The sequence below is a fragment of the Cellvibrio sp. pealriver genome (assembly GCF_001183545.1).
Classification (GTDB): domain Bacteria; phylum Pseudomonadota; class Gammaproteobacteria; order Pseudomonadales; family Cellvibrionaceae; genus Cellvibrio.
The window spans coordinates 3,671,705-3,688,304 of sequence record NZ_KQ236688.1 but is presented as its reverse complement, the minus strand read 5'-3'; the positions used below and the strand labels follow the sequence as shown (position 1 = coordinate 3,688,304).

The following is a 16,600-nucleotide window of genomic DNA, read 5'->3' as shown; positions in this document are numbered from 1 at the left end:
AAGCAATTGATTAAAAAGGATTTTGTGATGTGGCACAGGTTATGCATTAGCCTCGCTAACGACCCAGGTTGGTCGCCAAACACTCACTTATCATGGAGATAGACAATGAAACTTATTAGCAAGCTTTTCGCCGCAAGTGCACTGTTCGCAGCTGCACAAGCAAACGCACTCATTATCGATTTCGGTTCAGCAGCCTGGACTCCAGCTGCTAACAACCAACCAAGCCACACCGTCGGCGGCGTTACTGCTATCGCAGGCCCAGCTGGTTCACTGTTATTCGCCGCTGACCCTCAAGACGGTTTGGGCGTTGTTGGCGGTGAAATTGATGAAATTGATCGCGCTGAATACATCAGAATTTTGTTTGCAAGCCCAACCGCTCTGCAATCAATCAAAGTTACTGACCTGTTCAACAAGGACAATGAAGGCGGCGACGGCAGTGACCTCGTAAAAGGCGAGGTTGGCCATTTGTCACTGTGGTTTGGCGGCGTACAAGTTGCTCCAACCCTGACCTTCTACGGTATCAACTCATCACAAGCTAACGGCGAACAAACCTTCGTTGTTGGTGGCATCACTGTTGATGAAATCAAATTCTGGGCTGGCGGTGCAAGAGACGAATTCTCTGTTAAAGCACTGGAAGTTCCAGAACCAGGTATTTTTGCTCTGCTCGGTCTTGGCCTGATGGGTCTTGGATTGTCCCGTCGTCGTCAAGCTAAAAAAGCATAATTAGCTGCTTCGAAGAAAAAGGCACCCTTGGGTGCCTTTTTTTATTGTGTGGATTTGGCATTGCAACAAACTCTTATTAATCCCTGTGGTAGAATTCCCCGCCTCACAAATAACACTTTCGCATAAATATTAACGGCGAAAACTCAATAATGCCTACGCAGACGACCAGGGAAATGAAACCGCTTATCAGCATAGTGCTATGCACTTACAACAACGCCGATTCATTAGAAATCACCATGAATCAATTGGCGACTATGGATCAGCCTGAACCAGGCCTTATCGAAATAATTATTGTCGACAATAATTCGCCGGATCACACCGCACAGATCGCGCAACACTTTTCCACTCGACACCCGCATTTTCATTATTACTTTGAGCCTAAACAAGGGCTCTCGCACGCACGCAATACTGGCTTGGAGAAAGCCCAAGGCGAATATATTTTATTTACTGATGATGATGCAGATATTCCCGCTAATTGGACGAAAGAATATATCAACACCATCCGTAACTTATCGCCCGACTGCCTTTACAGCAAAATCAGTATTATTTGGGATAGACCAAAACCTTGGTGGTTTCTTCCTCAATATACACCCTGCTTTGTAGGGCTGGATTACGGTGACAGCCTACTCGAAATAAATGATATTCACCGTGAATTTTATGGAAAAAATTTTTGTGTGCGAAAAACGCTCTTGATTGAACTGGGAGGATTTGACCCCAATCTCGGCCGCCAAGGCAGCAAACTTGCTGCAGGTGAAGAAACTCTGCTCTATCGCAAAATGGTTTGGGCCAAAAACAAGGTAATTTACTTTCCATCCGCAGGCGTAGGCCACAGACTCAAAGAGCGCGAATACACCAGCGAAAATATTAAAAAACTCTTTGTTGATGGTGCACACTCGTCTTTTCATATAGCCAAATTGACTGCGCGCAAAAAATTGATGGGCAGACCTGTTCGCTTACTAATTGACGCACTAACCAATTCTTTCAGTGCCTCACTGAAATTTATATTCGCATTAGTAAAAATGGACAAAGCAGCGCGCTTCTATCACTACTTGTGTATCTGCAAAAATCTCACCCTGATAAAACTGTGGCTGAAATCGTCATGAAAGCGTCTGCACCTGCTATTTTGATTATGATCCACTGCGAGGAACACACCGGCTATGCGATCTCATCACTGGAACATGTATTTCATCAAGCTGCATTACGTGCCGGATTTTCAGAAGACCGTGTTTTTTGGTCCTTTAATGGATTAAAGGATAGTAAAACATCAAATAAAATCGATTGCGATTACCGCAAGCCCAATCCAGAGACACTCATTCCTTATTTGCGCAATAACAATATTCAAACTGTTATTGCATTCGATCTTGGCTATCCAGCTAACGTTATTCATTTATTAAAAGATAATGGTGTGAAAAAAATAATCTCCTACTGGGGTGCCAGTATGAGTGGGATTAATTCAGGCTTAAAACTCTGGCTAAAAAAAATAGAGTTTTTACTAAGAAAAAATAGACCGGATTTATTTGTTTTTGAATCAGAAGCCATGCGCCATACAGCCACTCACGGCAGGGGCGTTCCAAATCGCGCTACTCGAGTACTTTATTTAGGTGTAGACACTGAAAAATTTTACCCTGATTACGGCAAAAATTTTTATGCGCATCACACGCTGGGCATTCCAGAAAATCATCGTATTGTCTTTTATTCCGGTCACATGGAAGAACGCAAAGGTGTTAGGACAATTATCAAGGCTGCTCTTCACTTAGCCAGCCTAGGCCAGCTGAATAATATTCACTTTGTACTCTGCGGCAACAAAGGTGATGAAGCAAATACGTATACAGAGATGTTAACTGGCACGGCCGCAGAAGCCCATGTTACTTTTGCCGGCTATCGCAACGATATTGCTGCCTTAATGCGTAGCTCCACTATTGGCGTTATCGCCTCTACTGGTTGGGACTCGTTCACCATGTCCAGTGTAGAAATGATGGCTTCCGGACTGCCCTTGATCGTTTCTAATTTACAAGGTCTCTCTGAAACCATTGAAGATAATAAAAATGGGTTTCTTATTACCCCCGGTAATCATGTCGAGCTCGCAAAAAAAATAACGTCCTTGTGCGGCAACACTGCGCTCGCACAGGACTTCTCCAGAAGCTCCCGATTGCGCGCTGAAAATAACTTCTCTGTTTCAATGCAAATAGAAAAGATGGCAAATATCATCGGCGGGGCAAATGATGAATAAAAAAACAATTCTTATTTTTGATCAGGTTGAAACATCGGGCGGCTCAATTGCAAGAGCGGTAGATCTTGCCAATGAACTGCAAGAATTCCAATTTATTTTCATTAACTATCACCCACTTAAAGATCTATATAACAAACCGCTCTCCGGACATGTGACGGCGAAGCGTGTGTTTTCGTTTTACAACTACCAACGAAAAAGTGCCCATATCAAAGCACTTAAAGAACTCACCAGTAATAACTTAATGCGTTTCTTTGGTTTAAAGTTTATCGCTCTATTAGATCTACTCAACGAATACTCCGTTGTTATACAAACGCTAATGAAGACATTGTTTTTGAATATCGACTTAGTTCAAGCAAATGGAGGAGCTCATTTCCTGCCTTATAGATTAGCCACAATCAAAAAAGCTGCGTTGATTTACTATTTCCGTCACTTGGATGATTATCGCTGGGCAGAAGGGAAAATGCTGGGCCGGGCAAATGATTATATTTTTGTTAGTGCCAACTTAATGAAAGCGCATCTGGAATTGCTACAAACACTACCAAGAGATCGATGCCAAGTCGTCCACTCTCCCTTTGACTCTGAAAAAACTCTCGCCAAAACAACAGCATCTAACCTGAATTTTATACAAGAATTTAAGGCCAACGGATATCTTGTCATACTGCATGCGGCACGTATTTGTCACGACAAAGGTCAACATATTGCAATCGATGCAATCATCCAGCTTAAAGATAAACACCCCAAGATTGCACTGATATTAGCCGGCAGCTTTGAAGGCGATGAAGAGTATGAAAAAACATTAAGAGCAAAAATTCAGGAGCACCAACTCTCTGATCGAGTGCTGCTAGTTGGTCACAGAGATGATGTTTTACATTTATTGCACTACGCTGATATCGCACTACAAACACCGTTATGGTTTGAAGCATTGGGCGGATCTCTTATAGAAGCGATGCAATTAGGTGTGCTCACTGTCACTTCCGATACAGGAGGAACATCAGAAGCAGTTATTCACCAAAAAACAGGATTATTATATCCCCCAGGAGACACTGACGAATTGGTTAACCTGCTTAACCAGATTGCAGAAGGCAGCATAGATGCAAAAGCACTTGCACAAGCAGGTAAAGAGCATGCTTATAAAAACTGGGGAGCTGAGCTTATTCAGCAGAAAATGCGCACGATCTATTCCAATGCGATAGCGACTTTCGAAAAACAGAAATCCGATATTTCCCATTGATTTATATTCATAATGGACGCTGACTGTCTATGTACATCCTAAGCATCATCCGCAGTATTTACGCCGTTCTGAGCAGAGAAGAAAAAACAAAGATGCTGCTACTGCAGTTATTTTTTGCATTCTCTGCAATAGTGCAGGTAGTGGGGGTAGCTAGCGTAGCCCCTTTCGTTGGCATTATTTCAAATCCGGAAACCATACACACCAATAAAGTACTGTCCACTATTTATGATATTGGTAATTTTACGTCTGATAGTGAATTTATTCTCGGCTTCGCCTTGTTATCGATCGCAATGATTGTTGTTTCGAATGGTATCAGCGCATTTACGCTCTGGGTTCAACTACGCTTTTCTATTCGCTTAGGCAGTGATTTTCAATTTAAGATCTTCGAAAAATTTATCAACCGAGATTATTTATTTCATAAATCTACCAACTATAACAAACTCATCTCGACCATTTCTGCAGATGCACCTCGCTTTATTTATATGGTTCTACAACCCTATTTAATTATGTGCAGCCAGGCATTTGTCGCTCTTATTATTCTCGTCGGCCTTTTGTTTCTTGATCCTATTATTGCTATTGGATCAGCACTGCTTATTGGTGGAGCCTACTTGGGAACTTACTGGATCATTAAAAAGTCTCTCGCCAAGCACGGCGAGATCATTACTGAGCGCAACCGTTTAGTTCAGGCCATATTATCTGAATCATTTATTGGCATAAAAGATATAAAACTCAATAATCTCGAAAGTAAATATACTGAAAACTATCGCACCATTAATCGACGCGGCCTCGATTCAACTGCATATATTGCACTTTCCGGCGACCTTCCAAGATTTGCCATAGAAACCATTTCTTTCAGTGCAATTCTGTTATTCGCTATTTTGGTATTGTCCAGTAGCAATAGCGACAGCGTAGTTTCAATTTTGAGTATTTACGCCATTGCAGGTTATAAATTGTTACCCACAATGCAACAGATATATAAATCAATCTCAAGTATGAGTGCGAATGGCAGCGTAGTACTGAAATTGAAGTCTTATTTGGATGTGATAGTTGAAAAAAACATTCAGACAAAAGCAGAGCCAATGAAAAATGTTAGTTCAATAATATTAGAAAATATTTCTTATCAATACCCAAATACTAACAATCTCGCGCTGGACGATGTATCAATCAATTTTATACAAGGAAAATTAAATACGATTGCAGGGCCATCAGGTTCTGGAAAATCCACACTGGCTGATATTATTCTTGGATTGCTTCCACCAATTAGCGGACAAATAAAAGCAGGGGATCACAATATTCAAGGAGAACTATTGCCCGCCTACCAAGCAACGATTGGATATGTACCCCAGCACATTTTTATTCTGGACGATAATGTTATTGCTAACGTCGCTTTCGGCGTGGATAAACAAGATATAGATCTGGAAAAGGTCAAACAAGCACTCATTCACGCTAATGCAATGGAGTTTGTTGAAAAGTTACCGCAAGGGTTAGCAACAGGCCTTGGCCAAGATGGAAAACTACTGAGTGGCGGCCAACGTCAGCGTATAGGAATTGCCAGAGCGCTCTACCGCAACAATAAAGTGCTAGTACTGGATGAACCAACCAGCGCGCTTGACATAGAATCAGAACACGACTTGATGAATCTTTTAAATGAGCTCAAAAAAGAAGTGCTGATTATTGTCATTTCGCACCGACCTGCAGCAATCAAACTTTCAGACAAAATTTCTGTTATTGCAGAAGGTAAATTGATTGCGGACGGCTCTTATGAGCAACTGTTTGCAGAAAATGAGTATTTCAAATCAATGATTGAAAAAGGATTTATGATTTAGCATTACCACCAAAATTGCTACTAGTCAGAGCGGCATATTAGCTAGATTGATGCAACGCGACACTCTGAATTGTGAATAGTAAGGATTTCATATGCTACAAAACATCTATTTAAATCTTCCTCGAACAGCACAAAATATGTCATTAAGTATTTTCGGTGCGAAGTTATACAAAGAGAGATTTTCTGGCAATATTCCGAAGGAATACGAGGGTGACTTAATTCTGTTAAACAACTTTACACCTGAAGATTTTGCTGCGCAGGCAGCTCGACTGAGGGAACTTATTAGTTATTGCAAGCATCATGTACCTTTCTATCAGAAATACTTACGCAACGTAGATACATCCAAAATACTTCCAACTGACATTAACAATATTTTACCTATCATAACAAAGGCCGATATTTTAGCGAACAAAGATGAGTTTATATCTAATCAAGAAGGTGTTCGACATCAATTAAAAACCGCCAACACCAGTGGGAGCAGTGGTACACCGCTATCCATTAAGTATACGGACGAGTCCAGAAGAATAAACTATGCGATTTATAATGCAGCATTGAAGCAGTTTGGATGTCACTATCGCTCAAAAAGTACGACACTTGCAGGCAGAATCCTTTACAAGTCACCCAAAACGCACCCTGATAGATACGACTTTTTTAATAAGACTCAGTATATATCGTCCTATTTCATATCAGATGAAAACATTAAGTATTATGTTGATGCATTAAATTCATGGAAACCGGAGTTCATTGATACTTATCCATCCGCAATAGTTGAGCTTATCAAGCTAGCAAATTATCGTGGCCTTAAATTCGATTTCAAACCTAAAGTTGTCTTAACGTCTTCAGAAAATCTCAGTAACGAAGCAAGGACACTGATAGAAAGCACATTCGAAACAAAAGTACTTGATCATTACGGTTGCACTGAAATGGCAATCAATGCTTTTTCATCAGGAGATAAGTATTACGCAAACCCGAGATTTTCGGTTATTGAAACGAAGAATGTTTTCGATACCTATTACGAAGTGATTACAACGGGATTACTTAATTTTGGTATGCCATTGTTGCGCTATAAGATCGGTGATATTGTCTGTAAGGAGACTACAGAGGGTAACTATGTTTTTACCTCTATAGATGGTCGGCTTGACGACATAATAATTACACCCGAAGGTAGAAAAGTCGGAAGAATGGATCCAGCATTTAAGGGTATAGACGGTATAGCTAATGCACAAATTGTTCAGGAATCCTTTCATGAAATAACTGTTTTTGTTGTATTAAATCATGAAAACTCAATTGCATTTAGAGCGGACTTATTAATACAAAACATAAAAGAGAGAACCAGCTCTTCAATTGATGTAAAAATCGAATATGTAGAAAAAATCGAAAAGGGCTCGAACGGCAAGTTTAAAAGCGTAGTATCCAAGATCAAAAAGTAAAACGTATTTGGAGATAAAACAGTGAAACTTATGTTCGTGGGCGACATAAATTTAGGTGAATATTATACAAACTTTGGGAATGGCCCAGGCACGTTTGCTAAAACAAAAGATTTGTTTTCACATGTAGAACACATTTTTAAACAAGCCGATCTGATTGCCGGCAATCTCGAAGCCTCAATTTGCTCTATAGGACTTAATCCCAACGAGCCAGAAAGTGTTGTTCTAAGAGCTGCTCCAAGCACTGCAAACCTTCTTAAAAAACATAACATTAAAGTTTTACAAGTTGCAAATAATCACTCAGTGCAACATGGCGTAGAATCATTCAAAGAAAACCTGCAAATTCTTGAAAGTCACGGTTTAACCTACACAGGACTTAACGGAGCACAGCCAACAATCTATGTGCATCAAGGAATCAAAATAGGTTTTCTCGCAGCATCTGATGTACCAGACAACACAGACAAAAAACAAAATCTTTACCAAAGATTGGATGAAGCCTTTATTGAACTTGTGAGAGCATCTGTTTCATCTGTAGATCACTTAATCGTTATGCTTCATTGGGGGCTTGAAGAGTCAACATCCCCCCTTCCATATCAAAGAGAGCTTGCAAAAAAATTGAAAGATGCTGGGGTAAGAATCGTAGTGGGGAGTCATCCTCACCTCTTTTATGAGATCGAAGCAGAAGATAACTTTGTTTGCGCATATTCACTGGGTAACTTCGTCTTTGATCTGTGCTGGGATCAAAGATTATTGAAGAGCGGGATACTTGAGGTAAACATAGGGCCAGACAAAAAGCTTGAAACTAAAGTTTGGCCCATAGAAATTATGCACGATGGTGCGGTTCCAACTCCTGTAGAAAACCCAGTCAAAATTGATGGTTCTTTTACTCTTTACAATCTAGGCTCTTCAATCAAGAATCAACAGATAAGAAAAGTACTCTATCATTTACGGAACATTTTCAAGGGAAATACTCGATTAAAAGCTATTTTTTTCAAAAGAAAAATTCTAGGTCAAAAAAAAGCTACAAATAGGCAGAGCTAAGCACTTTACCAATTTTTTCATAGTCGTATTTTTCCTGTATGAGCGTCTTCGCAGCATGCTCTATACTTTTTATTTGATTTGCAGTTGTATTTTTAATAGCGGAAATAGCAGCAACAAACTCATGTGCGCTATCAGCTAACTTAAAATGCTCATCAGGAACAGCATCTATACCTTCCATTGCTATCGGATGAGCAACTAATAATACCCCATTGGCCATTGCGTCTAGCACCTTTAGCTTTGTGCCGCCACCATCCATTATAGGGCATATATATATCCATGCCTCTTTATAAAAACCGGATATATCATCAACAAACCCGTGAAGCTTTACATTGGTGTAGGCACTTGCAATTTCAATTAGGTCACTAGGGGGGCACTTCCCTACAATATCGAGAGTAACCTCAGGCATTATCTTGTTTAGGTCGGGCCAAACTGATTTTAGAAAGAAGCGCATCGCATCCGAATTTGGATACCAATCAAGCCCACCAATAAATAGCAACTTTCCATGAACAGGTGATCTATCTATAGAAGGCAATGTGCAATCGATTCCGTTCGGAACAACAAAGATATTTGCCCCTTGAAAAAGGCTTAAGAAGCGCATCTTATCAAGATCAGAGCAAACAAGATGATTCTTCACTTTTGAAAAAAGTTTTTTTTCCAACATGCGAATTTTAAAGCCATCCAAATAGCAAATCGTTTTTAGTAAAAAATTTGAAGCTTCTCTCGCCCTTCGTAGCATCATTTCAGATTCGATATTATGGTGATTTAAGACCAAATCTATATCTTCGAATAACGGCAAATAAACCCCTGCGGCAACTGTATCTAAATGGATTACATCCGGTTTCACATTCATCACAGCTTTTTTAATAGCATCTCGAGTAACTTTATTTTCTAACCGAGATGCTGCATAGCTTTTTGTTGAGAATAAAGATTTTATGAGATTAGCTTTTTTTTCGTATCGGCGCTGGCTTCTAATGGATACAAAGCTGACGCTCTGACAAAAAGACAAAAATGCGGGAGTCGCTTTTTCTATCGCCTCCTCCAGAGAGGGAAAGTAATTCTTTACCACCGACTCCTGAACGACACATACAACATTCACATCATGATAAATAGCCAACTGCTTCATTAAATTGAAACTTCTCATTTGGGCACCGCTCTTTACCGGAAATGGTAAAAAATGCGAAATCCATAAAACCTTTTTCCGTAACACAAATTACCTCACCATAATTCATCTACAAATAAAAAATGAGCAACATACTTGCTCATTTTTCTAAAATTATCTAACCAGAGTATTTTCAGGTGGCTTTGGTTTTTGGGACACCGAATCTTCAATTTGCACATTATCGATATAGAGAAACGTGTCAGCTCTAAAACCCGAGTTGGCCCATCCCAATAAGTAGCCGTATCTCCATCCCTGCTCTCCAGGCTCAACATCCGTTACTTTATTTGTGCCAACAAATAATTTGTCGTTTTTATAGATCCTGATTGCACCAAGCTGAGTTGCACTTACAGGCGCTTCCACCTCTATCCTTATAGCCAACCACTTTCCACGATCAGCCGCGCTGATAAAGTTTCCTTTAGGGTCGATTCCTGTAGAAATCCCCCAAGTAGGCTCTAGTTTGTAATCAACACCCAAAAGCGAGTCACCATCCGGCTCAGATAACATTGAAGCACCTATATGATCACCAACGGTATATTTCTCGCGCCACAGTCGGAAAAATTTATTATTATCTATTCGATCAGATGGTTTTTGATGAATATAATTTTCCGGAACAAATAAGTCATATTTAATCGACAGCTTTTTATACTCCGCCTTCAAATCAAAGCGAGCCTCCGCAAAAGCATCTTGCGTATCGTCGGCATTACCTTTGTAGGTAAATCGCATTGCAGATCCCGCTCGACCGGTAGCACTAGGTAGCGGCACGACTGCAACGCTAGTTAAATCTGTCCATAAAGATGATGCCTTACCTGATTCAAAATCGTCACTGAAAATAACATCAGCTACGCTAATTTGGGAACAAAGCAAAAGAGTCCCAGTAATGACAGTTTTCATAACGTTAACATTCATAATAAACGTGCCTTTTATGAAAGAGATGATTGTTGGTGAGATGCCTTGAGAAAAAGCGGGTCTTGGTATAGAAAGAAGCTTGTTAATTATAACATAGAACTACAAACATCCATTTTCATCCTCTTCATAGAAAAACAATATTTGTTGAAAAACATCAACTTAAACATGGGCAAGATATTATTAGGAAGCAGCGCTCTATTTTTTATTCATTAAAAGCTTAAGCCGAGAAAAAGTGTTACGGCAATACTCAAATCTGAACTGCAAGTAAATAGATTTTGGCTTTACTTAGCTGAATTCAATCATCTTAAAACTAACAAGAAAGCGTTTATAACCTTAGATTGAATTCCCGCCAAACCTGATACAAGAAAATTATTAGAAGAAAAACGATGAAATCATAAACTGCTTAAACTTATTACAGTCACTCTGTTTTTTACTTATTGTTATCCGCTCAAAAAGCCCTTTGCCCAACGCAGAAAAATAGCTTGTACCAGCACTCATTTTCACCTACAGAATGAGTGCGAAAGCAGCTTCATGGGCACATACTGCTATCCCAGACAATTATGATGCCCTAAATTCTCCAAGCATTTAAGGAATACACCTCATTTAATCTATTTAGCGCTAGGATGTGCCTTTTTTGCGAAGTAAATATTACTGCAACTTACGATAAAAGCGAGATGCACCCAAAAGAAAGGATAATAAGTTACAGTCACAAATTGCCCCGCAATAACATAGCCTATGATTCCGTAACCAAGCCCAGCACCTATAGCTCGATCTATTGGCTCTAGCCTATTATTTCTTGCTATCTTTGAAGCGCTAATCAGTGCATATAGAATAAGCGAAATAAATAGAAATAATGCTATGAAGCCTGCATCTGTACCGACCTGAATAAATATATTATGCGGCAGCTCAGCGCCCCTATCTGTAAATAGAACATCATCTGCATAGTGCGCATTGTAATAAGGGATAAAGTTAAAAAAACCAACGCCGGTCAACGGGTGATCTTTCATCATCTCCCAACCATTCTCCCAATAGAGAAGTCGCTGCTGAGATGTCTTATCATCACCAGCGGCAGCAAACCTATCCTTCTGCTCTTGCGGTAAAAGGTAATACAAGGACGAACAAAGAATGACAATACCAACCAAAGACTTTACTTTAAAAATGCTTTTTCTAAACATAAAAGCAAGCACTACAACAAAGGCGATTTGCGCACCGCGACTACTAGCGCCCATTATGGTCAAAGCAGGACAAATCCAAAAAAGTGCCAATAGGATTTTTTCCCATGTTTTAACGCGCTCTTTTAGATGGAAATATAGATAAAACGCCAACGGGAAAAGCATTAACATTAAAATTGCTAATTCTCCGGAGTTCTGGAAATAGCCTTTTGGCCCCATTAATCCCCACGATGTAAATGAAAACCCACGAGAAACCCAACTTTTCGAAGTACCAAAAGCAATTTTCCCTGCAGCAACAATAAAAATTATTAAAAATATATAAAATCTTTCCTTGGTATTCACAATATTAATAATTAAAAAATAGATAATCGCCCAACTATAAAAATCCAGATAATATTTTTTGGATACATCAGGATAACTAGCACCAAAAATTGATATAGCGATCATAATTGAAAAAAGCACAAGCAATATATTAGCAGCAGACGACACTCTCTTGATGGTTGGATCGGTAAACACGCCAGCCAACGCACCAATTAGTAATAACTGTGCCCAAGGAATGATACTAATTGCAGGAAATAGAGCCTGCGGCTTCACAAATTCAAAAAACAGATAGCCGCAGATCATCCAAAATGAAAAATGCTGGGACTTAAAATAAGCCCACATATTTTTAACTTTGAAGGCATAGAAATCATCTATTTTTTTTTGCTCTTCCATACAAACTCAGACCTGTTATCTCAAATATGCATTTGCACGCTTAAAAATTGGCTTTTCTATATAAAGATGAACAAGGAGAGAAGTGGCAAGAACAGCAAAAATAGCAATAAGCAACGCGCCATAAATACCCACAACCCCTTCAATGCCGCCAACCAACTCCAATCCAGCGCGACTATGAATTAAATACAGCGGGTAGCTCATTCCACCTAATACGGCTATTAATTTCGACGGCTTTATTTTTTTATTTAGCTGAGGCAAAAAAATAAACAATAGATAGAAGCAAAAAGTAATTGCCGCAGCCACCATTCTGTCTATCTCCCTTGCATCCCAACAAAATCCTGTTATCTGCTCCCAGGATTTCACAAGCGAGAAAGCCATAGTCAGCATAAAAATGAACCATGCAAAACGATCCTTTGCATTGTTGAATATATAATACGCAGAAACACCGCCGATGAAGAAAAATGAATATGTTGGGCTAATTAGCCAACCTAAAAAAAACGGCTGGGAGAAGTAATGAAAACTAATTGCTAAGGCAATCCAAATACTTAACCAGACCCGATAATGGGATAGAAAACTAAATAAAATGAGTAAAAAAACACAACCGTAAAATTTTAATTCTGCTTGAAGCGTCCAATACACACCATCAACATTAGGGACTCCAAAGTAATCGTTTATAATCAATGCATTTAGTAAAATAGCTGATACTGACGGTAGTTCATTTCCGAACAGGTAGAGCACCACTAAGGTAATAATCAAACAACTTATAAACGCAGGATACAATCGAAGCGCTCTTAACAAGCCAAACTTAATCGCACTACGATTATGTGCAGATGCCATAATGACAAAGCCACTCAGCATAAAGAAAAAGTTAACTCCTAAATAACCGAATTTAAATAGCGCAAAAGAATTGTCACCTGCCACTTTTACAAGATAGTAGTGATAGTGATACAAGAGCACGAAAATTGCTGCCATAAACCTAAGCAAATCTAATATTGCCACACGATTATTGCTAACTACGTTCGCGCTATTTATTTGATTATTATGATGCATCTTTGGAATTGACCTCGCAAAAATGCACAATTTTAATCCCGCCACTAACAACTAATTGCTCACAACGAGAAAAATATTCTGGTTTTGAATTGTATGGATCATGCAAATACGCCAAAGGTGATTCCAACCATAAACCTATCAACGTAATTTGAACCGGTGCTTGGGCAAACAAGGATTGTAATTTGCGGATGTGGCGCGGTTCCATGCCAACTAATAGATCTCCGGCCTGTGGTTCGTATTGATCCACACGTGTAGTGATATGGTTTTTTAAGCTGTAGCCATTAGATTGTGCCCATGCAATTGCACGCGAGTCTGCCGGATCATTTCCGCGCGTATCCAACCCAAATGATATAGCTGGGAATCCTTGCTGGCGTGCAACAGCTTCACCTAATGGGCTGCGACAAATATTGCCCTGGCAAACAAATACCAAACGCTTTACTTGTGTGAAATCTATTTTTTCTAATTTTCGATACACACCAACAGCACGCAGCACTTCATAGATGAAATAACGCAGCATGCCTTTTTTTGAACCAAAGCGATTTTTAATAGCTTCTGATACCGACACAATTTTACCTTCAGTGATTGTTCTTAGTCATTTTCATGGAGCAAGCTGTAATAGTGTTGTTGATACGCTTGAAGCATTGCTCCCAATGAAAAGGTGATGCGCATATGATCGTGCCCGGCTTTTGCTAATTGCGATGCAAGTGCAGGATTATCCAGCAAGTGCTTAATCGCAGCAGAAAGTGCTTCGGGATTTTCAGTGGGAATCAAATAACCTGTAGTTAAATGATGCAATATTTCTTCTGGCCCGCCGCAACGAGTAGCGATTACGGGTAAGCCCGCTGCCATAGCCTCTATGGTGGCGATAGAAAAACCTTCAGAGCTGGATGAGAGTACAAACATATCCAATTGCGCAAGAAATTCAGGGGTGTTGTCATAAAAACCGATGAAGTGCATTTGCGCTGCTACGCCCTGCTCTTGCATTTGTTTTTCCAGCTTTTCCATCAAATCCTTTTTTTTGTGCCCAGCAATAACAAAATGCAGCTGCGGATTTTTCAACAAGCTAACAGCGGAAATTAAGGTCTCATAGTTTTTCGCTGGACGGATATTGCCAAGGCTGCCAATGAGTATTGCATTATCAGGAAGCTGCAACTGTGCTTTTAATTTTTCTGGTGCCCCAGCGGAATAACGATGCTGGTCAACGCCGTTATAGATAACATCAATTGCTTTACGGGGAAAAAGTTTGCGCGCTTCAATATAGCTTGCAAGGTCACGACTGACCGCTATGAGCTTGGCCACACCCATACGCATAATCGCCTGCTTGATAAAAACGAATCGTTCACGCGGATTGATGTCAACACGACCATGTAAGGTAGCAATGAGTGGCAAACGCGTACACAGCGAGAGAATCGAATAGGTGAGAGCCGAACCAAGCAAATGCGCATGGATTAACGCAACATTTTCACGGCGAATTAATTTATACAGCTGGTAATAATAAGGGATAGATAAAAATCCAAAGGGTTTTACAATTCGATAGCGAATGCCACGTAGCTTTAATTGATCTTCTACCCAACCTGAACCTTTGATGATGGCAAGATTGTCATAATAGGGAAGATGAAGATGCTGTGCGATATCAAGGAAAACAGTTTCCGCACCACCTGGGCCGGTGGTGTCTATCGCATGAAGAATAGTGCGTTTTTTATCGGTCATTATTCCTTCCGATTGATAGTGCGAATATATGCAAAGAGCGCATTCTATCACCTTCTTATTGCAAGCTTGTGGATTTGTTAGGCAATCCGTATGATTCCGGCTTTCGCATAAAACATTGCCATGCAATGCATATTTGTACAGCAATACAATTGTTTTTTGGTTGCTGTTTTTTGCTGATTTTTTTGCTAACTAGGGCCGGTTGCAGAGACATGACACACACTATCCTTGTTCTTGACGCTGCACAGCGAAGCGCTCTAGCCGTTACGCGCTCATTGGGCAAACTGGAAAATGTTCGCATCATTACCGCCGACTCGACGCCATCTGCCTTGGCTGCCCATTCCAAATATTCCACCGCTTATTTGCAATCTCCCAGTTCAGCCGATGAGCCTGAATCCTATTTGCGCTGGATTAAACAGATCTGTGCAGAAGCGCATTATTCATTGGTCATTCCAGTTACAGAGATCACCAGCCAACTTTTGCTGATGCACAGTGAACAATTGGGGGATGTGCGCCTGCCATTTGCCAATTACGATACAGTTATGTCGCTCGCAGATAAATATCGCTTGTTGGAGCAGGCAAAATCTGCCGGCGTGCCAGTGCCTGCATTCAGGCGGCTTTCTTCCAGTGCCGATCTTGAGCTACAAGACATCACCTACCCTTGCGTAATCAAACCCTGTTTATCGCGCATCTATACCGCCAAAGGCTGGATCTCTACCAGTGTAAAACTATTACACAACGAACAGGATTTACAGGATGCCCTCGCCAGCGCACCCTATCTGGCACAGTATCCTTTTATGATTCAGGAGTTTATTCCTGGTTCGGGTGCAGGCTTGTTTTGCTTATACAACCAAGGGAAACCGGTGACTTTTTTTGCCCACAAGCGTCTGCGCGAAAAACCCCCGCAAGGCGGTGTGAGTGTATTAAGCGAGAGTGTCGCAGTTGATGAAACACTCAAACACTACGCCCAACAACTATTAGACCACGTACAGTGGCATGGGGTTGCTATGGTAGAGTTCAGGGTAACGCCCGAGGGAATGCCTTACCTGATGGAAGTGAACACACGTTTTTGGGGCTCATTGCAACTATCGATTGATGCCGGTGTGGACTTTCCTCGCCTACTGGTACAAGCAGAGCTGGGCATCCAAGGCGATATCCCCGACAATTACAAACAAGGACAGCGCCTGCGTTGGTTGTTGGGAGATCTGGACAGTTTATATCTGTGCCTGAAAAGCGCTTATCCCTTGGGCTACAAACTCAAACGTATTCTTACTTTTTTAATACCATCGCCCTTTAATACGCGGCATGAAACCAATCGGCTAGGTGATATGGGCCCCGGTATTTATGAATTTAAAACGTATCTACGCCAACTGCTTGGGCGCGCGTAAAGCATCTCCATCAATACCGGACCAACA

At 40.5% G+C, this 16,600-nt stretch carries 14 protein-coding genes; 8 read left to right on the top strand and 6 right to left on the bottom strand.

Features of this window, described 5'->3' with window-relative positions; all coding sequences use genetic code 11:
* Positions 1-105: 105 nt before the first annotated feature.
* The 7 genes from VC28_RS16095 (at position 106) to VC28_RS16065 (ending at position 8,477) form a co-directional block, all read left to right on the top strand.
* The gene (locus VC28_RS16095; protein ID WP_049631543.1) at positions 106-723 is read left to right on the top strand and encodes a PEP-CTERM sorting domain-containing protein; all 618 of its coding nucleotides are present in this window, start codon (positions 106-108) and stop codon (positions 721-723) included.
* Positions 724-896: 173 nt separating this feature from the next.
* Positions 897-1,826 carry a glycosyltransferase family 2 protein gene (locus VC28_RS16090; RefSeq protein ID WP_049631542.1) on the top strand — a complete coding sequence of 310 codons (930 nt, stop codon included), beginning with the start codon at positions 897-899 and terminating at the stop codon, positions 1,824-1,826.
* Complete coding sequence (locus VC28_RS16085) at positions 1,808-2,953, top strand: glycosyltransferase family 4 protein (protein ID WP_156184348.1); 1,146 nt, start codon at positions 1,808-1,810, stop codon at positions 2,951-2,953. Before VC28_RS16090 ends, VC28_RS16085 begins: the two co-directional genes overlap by 19 nt.
* Positions 2,943-4,184: a glycosyltransferase family 4 protein gene (locus tag VC28_RS16080; RefSeq protein ID WP_049631540.1), complete on the top strand. Its 1,242-nt coding sequence runs from the start codon at positions 2,943-2,945 to the stop codon at positions 4,182-4,184. The genes VC28_RS16085 and VC28_RS16080 overlap by 11 nt, the downstream gene beginning before the upstream one ends.
* A 29-nt stretch (positions 4,185-4,213) precedes the next feature.
* Positions 4,214-6,010 carry an ABC transporter ATP-binding protein gene (locus VC28_RS16075; RefSeq protein ID WP_049631539.1) on the top strand — a complete coding sequence of 599 codons (1,797 nt, stop codon included), beginning with the start codon at positions 4,214-4,216 and terminating at the stop codon, positions 6,008-6,010.
* A gap of 91 nt (positions 6,011-6,101) precedes the next feature.
* Positions 6,102-7,439 (top strand): phenylacetate--CoA ligase family protein, encoded by a 1,338-nt coding sequence (locus VC28_RS16070; RefSeq protein ID WP_049631538.1) that lies wholly within the window; start codon positions 6,102-6,104, stop codon positions 7,437-7,439.
* Positions 7,440-7,469: 30 nt separating this feature from the next.
* The gene (locus tag VC28_RS16065; protein WP_231591894.1) at positions 7,470-8,477 is read left to right on the top strand and encodes a CapA family protein; all 1,008 of its coding nucleotides are present in this window, start codon (positions 7,470-7,472) and stop codon (positions 8,475-8,477) included.
* Here VC28_RS16065 and VC28_RS16060 read toward each other — a convergent pair.
* The 6 genes from VC28_RS16060 to VC28_RS16035 form a co-directional block, all read right to left on the bottom strand.
* Entirely contained in the window at positions 8,458-9,618 is a 1,161-nt protein-coding gene (locus VC28_RS16060) for a glycosyltransferase (RefSeq protein ID WP_082191576.1), read from the bottom strand. The two genes, VC28_RS16065 and VC28_RS16060, sit on opposite strands and share 20 nt — an antisense overlap.
* A gap of 132 nt (positions 9,619-9,750) precedes the next feature.
* Complete coding sequence (locus tag VC28_RS16055; RefSeq protein ID WP_156184347.1) at positions 9,751-10,527, bottom strand: hypothetical protein; 777 nt, start codon at positions 10,525-10,527, stop codon at positions 9,751-9,753.
* A 623-nt stretch (positions 10,528-11,150) separates the two neighbouring features.
* Complete coding sequence (locus VC28_RS16050; RefSeq protein ID WP_049631534.1) at positions 11,151-12,428, bottom strand: O-antigen ligase family protein; 1,278 nt, start codon at positions 12,426-12,428, stop codon at positions 11,151-11,153.
* Positions 12,429-12,443: 15 nt separating this feature from the next.
* Positions 12,444-13,427 (bottom strand): acyltransferase family protein, encoded by a 984-nt coding sequence (locus tag VC28_RS16045; RefSeq protein ID WP_197085550.1) that lies wholly within the window; start codon positions 13,425-13,427, stop codon positions 12,444-12,446.
* Between the two features lie 40 nt (positions 13,428-13,467).
* Positions 13,468-14,043 (bottom strand): arsenate reductase/protein-tyrosine-phosphatase family protein, encoded by a 576-nt coding sequence (locus VC28_RS16040; RefSeq protein ID WP_049631532.1) that lies wholly within the window; start codon positions 14,041-14,043, stop codon positions 13,468-13,470.
* 23 nt (positions 14,044-14,066) lie between these two features.
* Positions 14,067-15,188, bottom strand: coding sequence for a glycosyltransferase (locus tag VC28_RS16035; protein ID WP_049631531.1), 1,122 nt, complete (start codon positions 15,186-15,188; stop codon positions 14,067-14,069).
* A gap of 209 nt (positions 15,189-15,397) precedes the next feature.
* Here VC28_RS16035 and VC28_RS16030 point away from each other — a divergent pair, with 209 nt between their 5' ends.
* Complete coding sequence (locus tag VC28_RS16030) at positions 15,398-16,573, top strand: carboxylate--amine ligase (RefSeq protein ID WP_049631530.1); 1,176 nt, start codon at positions 15,398-15,400, stop codon at positions 16,571-16,573.
* Positions 16,574-16,600: the final 27 nt, after the last annotated feature.

What these genes read in the sequence shown, in the direction of transcription:
- VC28_RS16095 (WP_049631543.1), top strand. Translation starts at nt 106, where the DNA reads ATGAAACTTATTAGCAAGCTTTTCGCCGCAAGTGCACTGTTCGCAGCT.
- VC28_RS16090 (WP_049631542.1), top strand. Translation starts at nt 897, where the DNA reads ATGAAACCGCTTATCAGCATAGTGCTATGCACTTACAACAACGCCGAT.
- VC28_RS16035 (WP_049631531.1), bottom strand. Translation starts at nt 15,188, where the DNA reads ATGACCGATAAAAAACGCACTATTCTTCATGCGATAGACACCACCGGC.
- VC28_RS16050 (WP_049631534.1), bottom strand. Translation starts at nt 12,428, where the DNA reads ATGGAAGAGCAAAAAAAAATAGATGATTTCTATGCCTTCAAAGTTAAA.
- VC28_RS16075 (WP_049631539.1), top strand. Translation starts at nt 4,214, where the DNA reads ATGTACATCCTAAGCATCATCCGCAGTATTTACGCCGTTCTGAGCAGA.
- VC28_RS16030 (WP_049631530.1), top strand. Translation starts at nt 15,398, where the DNA reads ATGACACACACTATCCTTGTTCTTGACGCTGCACAGCGAAGCGCTCTA.
- VC28_RS16055 (WP_156184347.1), bottom strand. Translation starts at nt 10,527, where the DNA reads ATGAAAACTGTCATTACTGGGACTCTTTTGCTTTGTTCCCAAATTAGC.
- VC28_RS16065 (WP_231591894.1), top strand. Translation starts at nt 7,470, where the DNA reads ATGTTCGTGGGCGACATAAATTTAGGTGAATATTATACAAACTTTGGG.
- VC28_RS16080 (WP_049631540.1), top strand. Translation starts at nt 2,943, where the DNA reads ATGATGAATAAAAAAACAATTCTTATTTTTGATCAGGTTGAAACATCG.
- VC28_RS16070 (WP_049631538.1), top strand. Translation starts at nt 6,102, where the DNA reads ATGCTACAAAACATCTATTTAAATCTTCCTCGAACAGCACAAAATATG.
- VC28_RS16060 (WP_082191576.1), bottom strand. Translation starts at nt 9,618, where the DNA reads ATGAGAAGTTTCAATTTAATGAAGCAGTTGGCTATTTATCATGATGTG.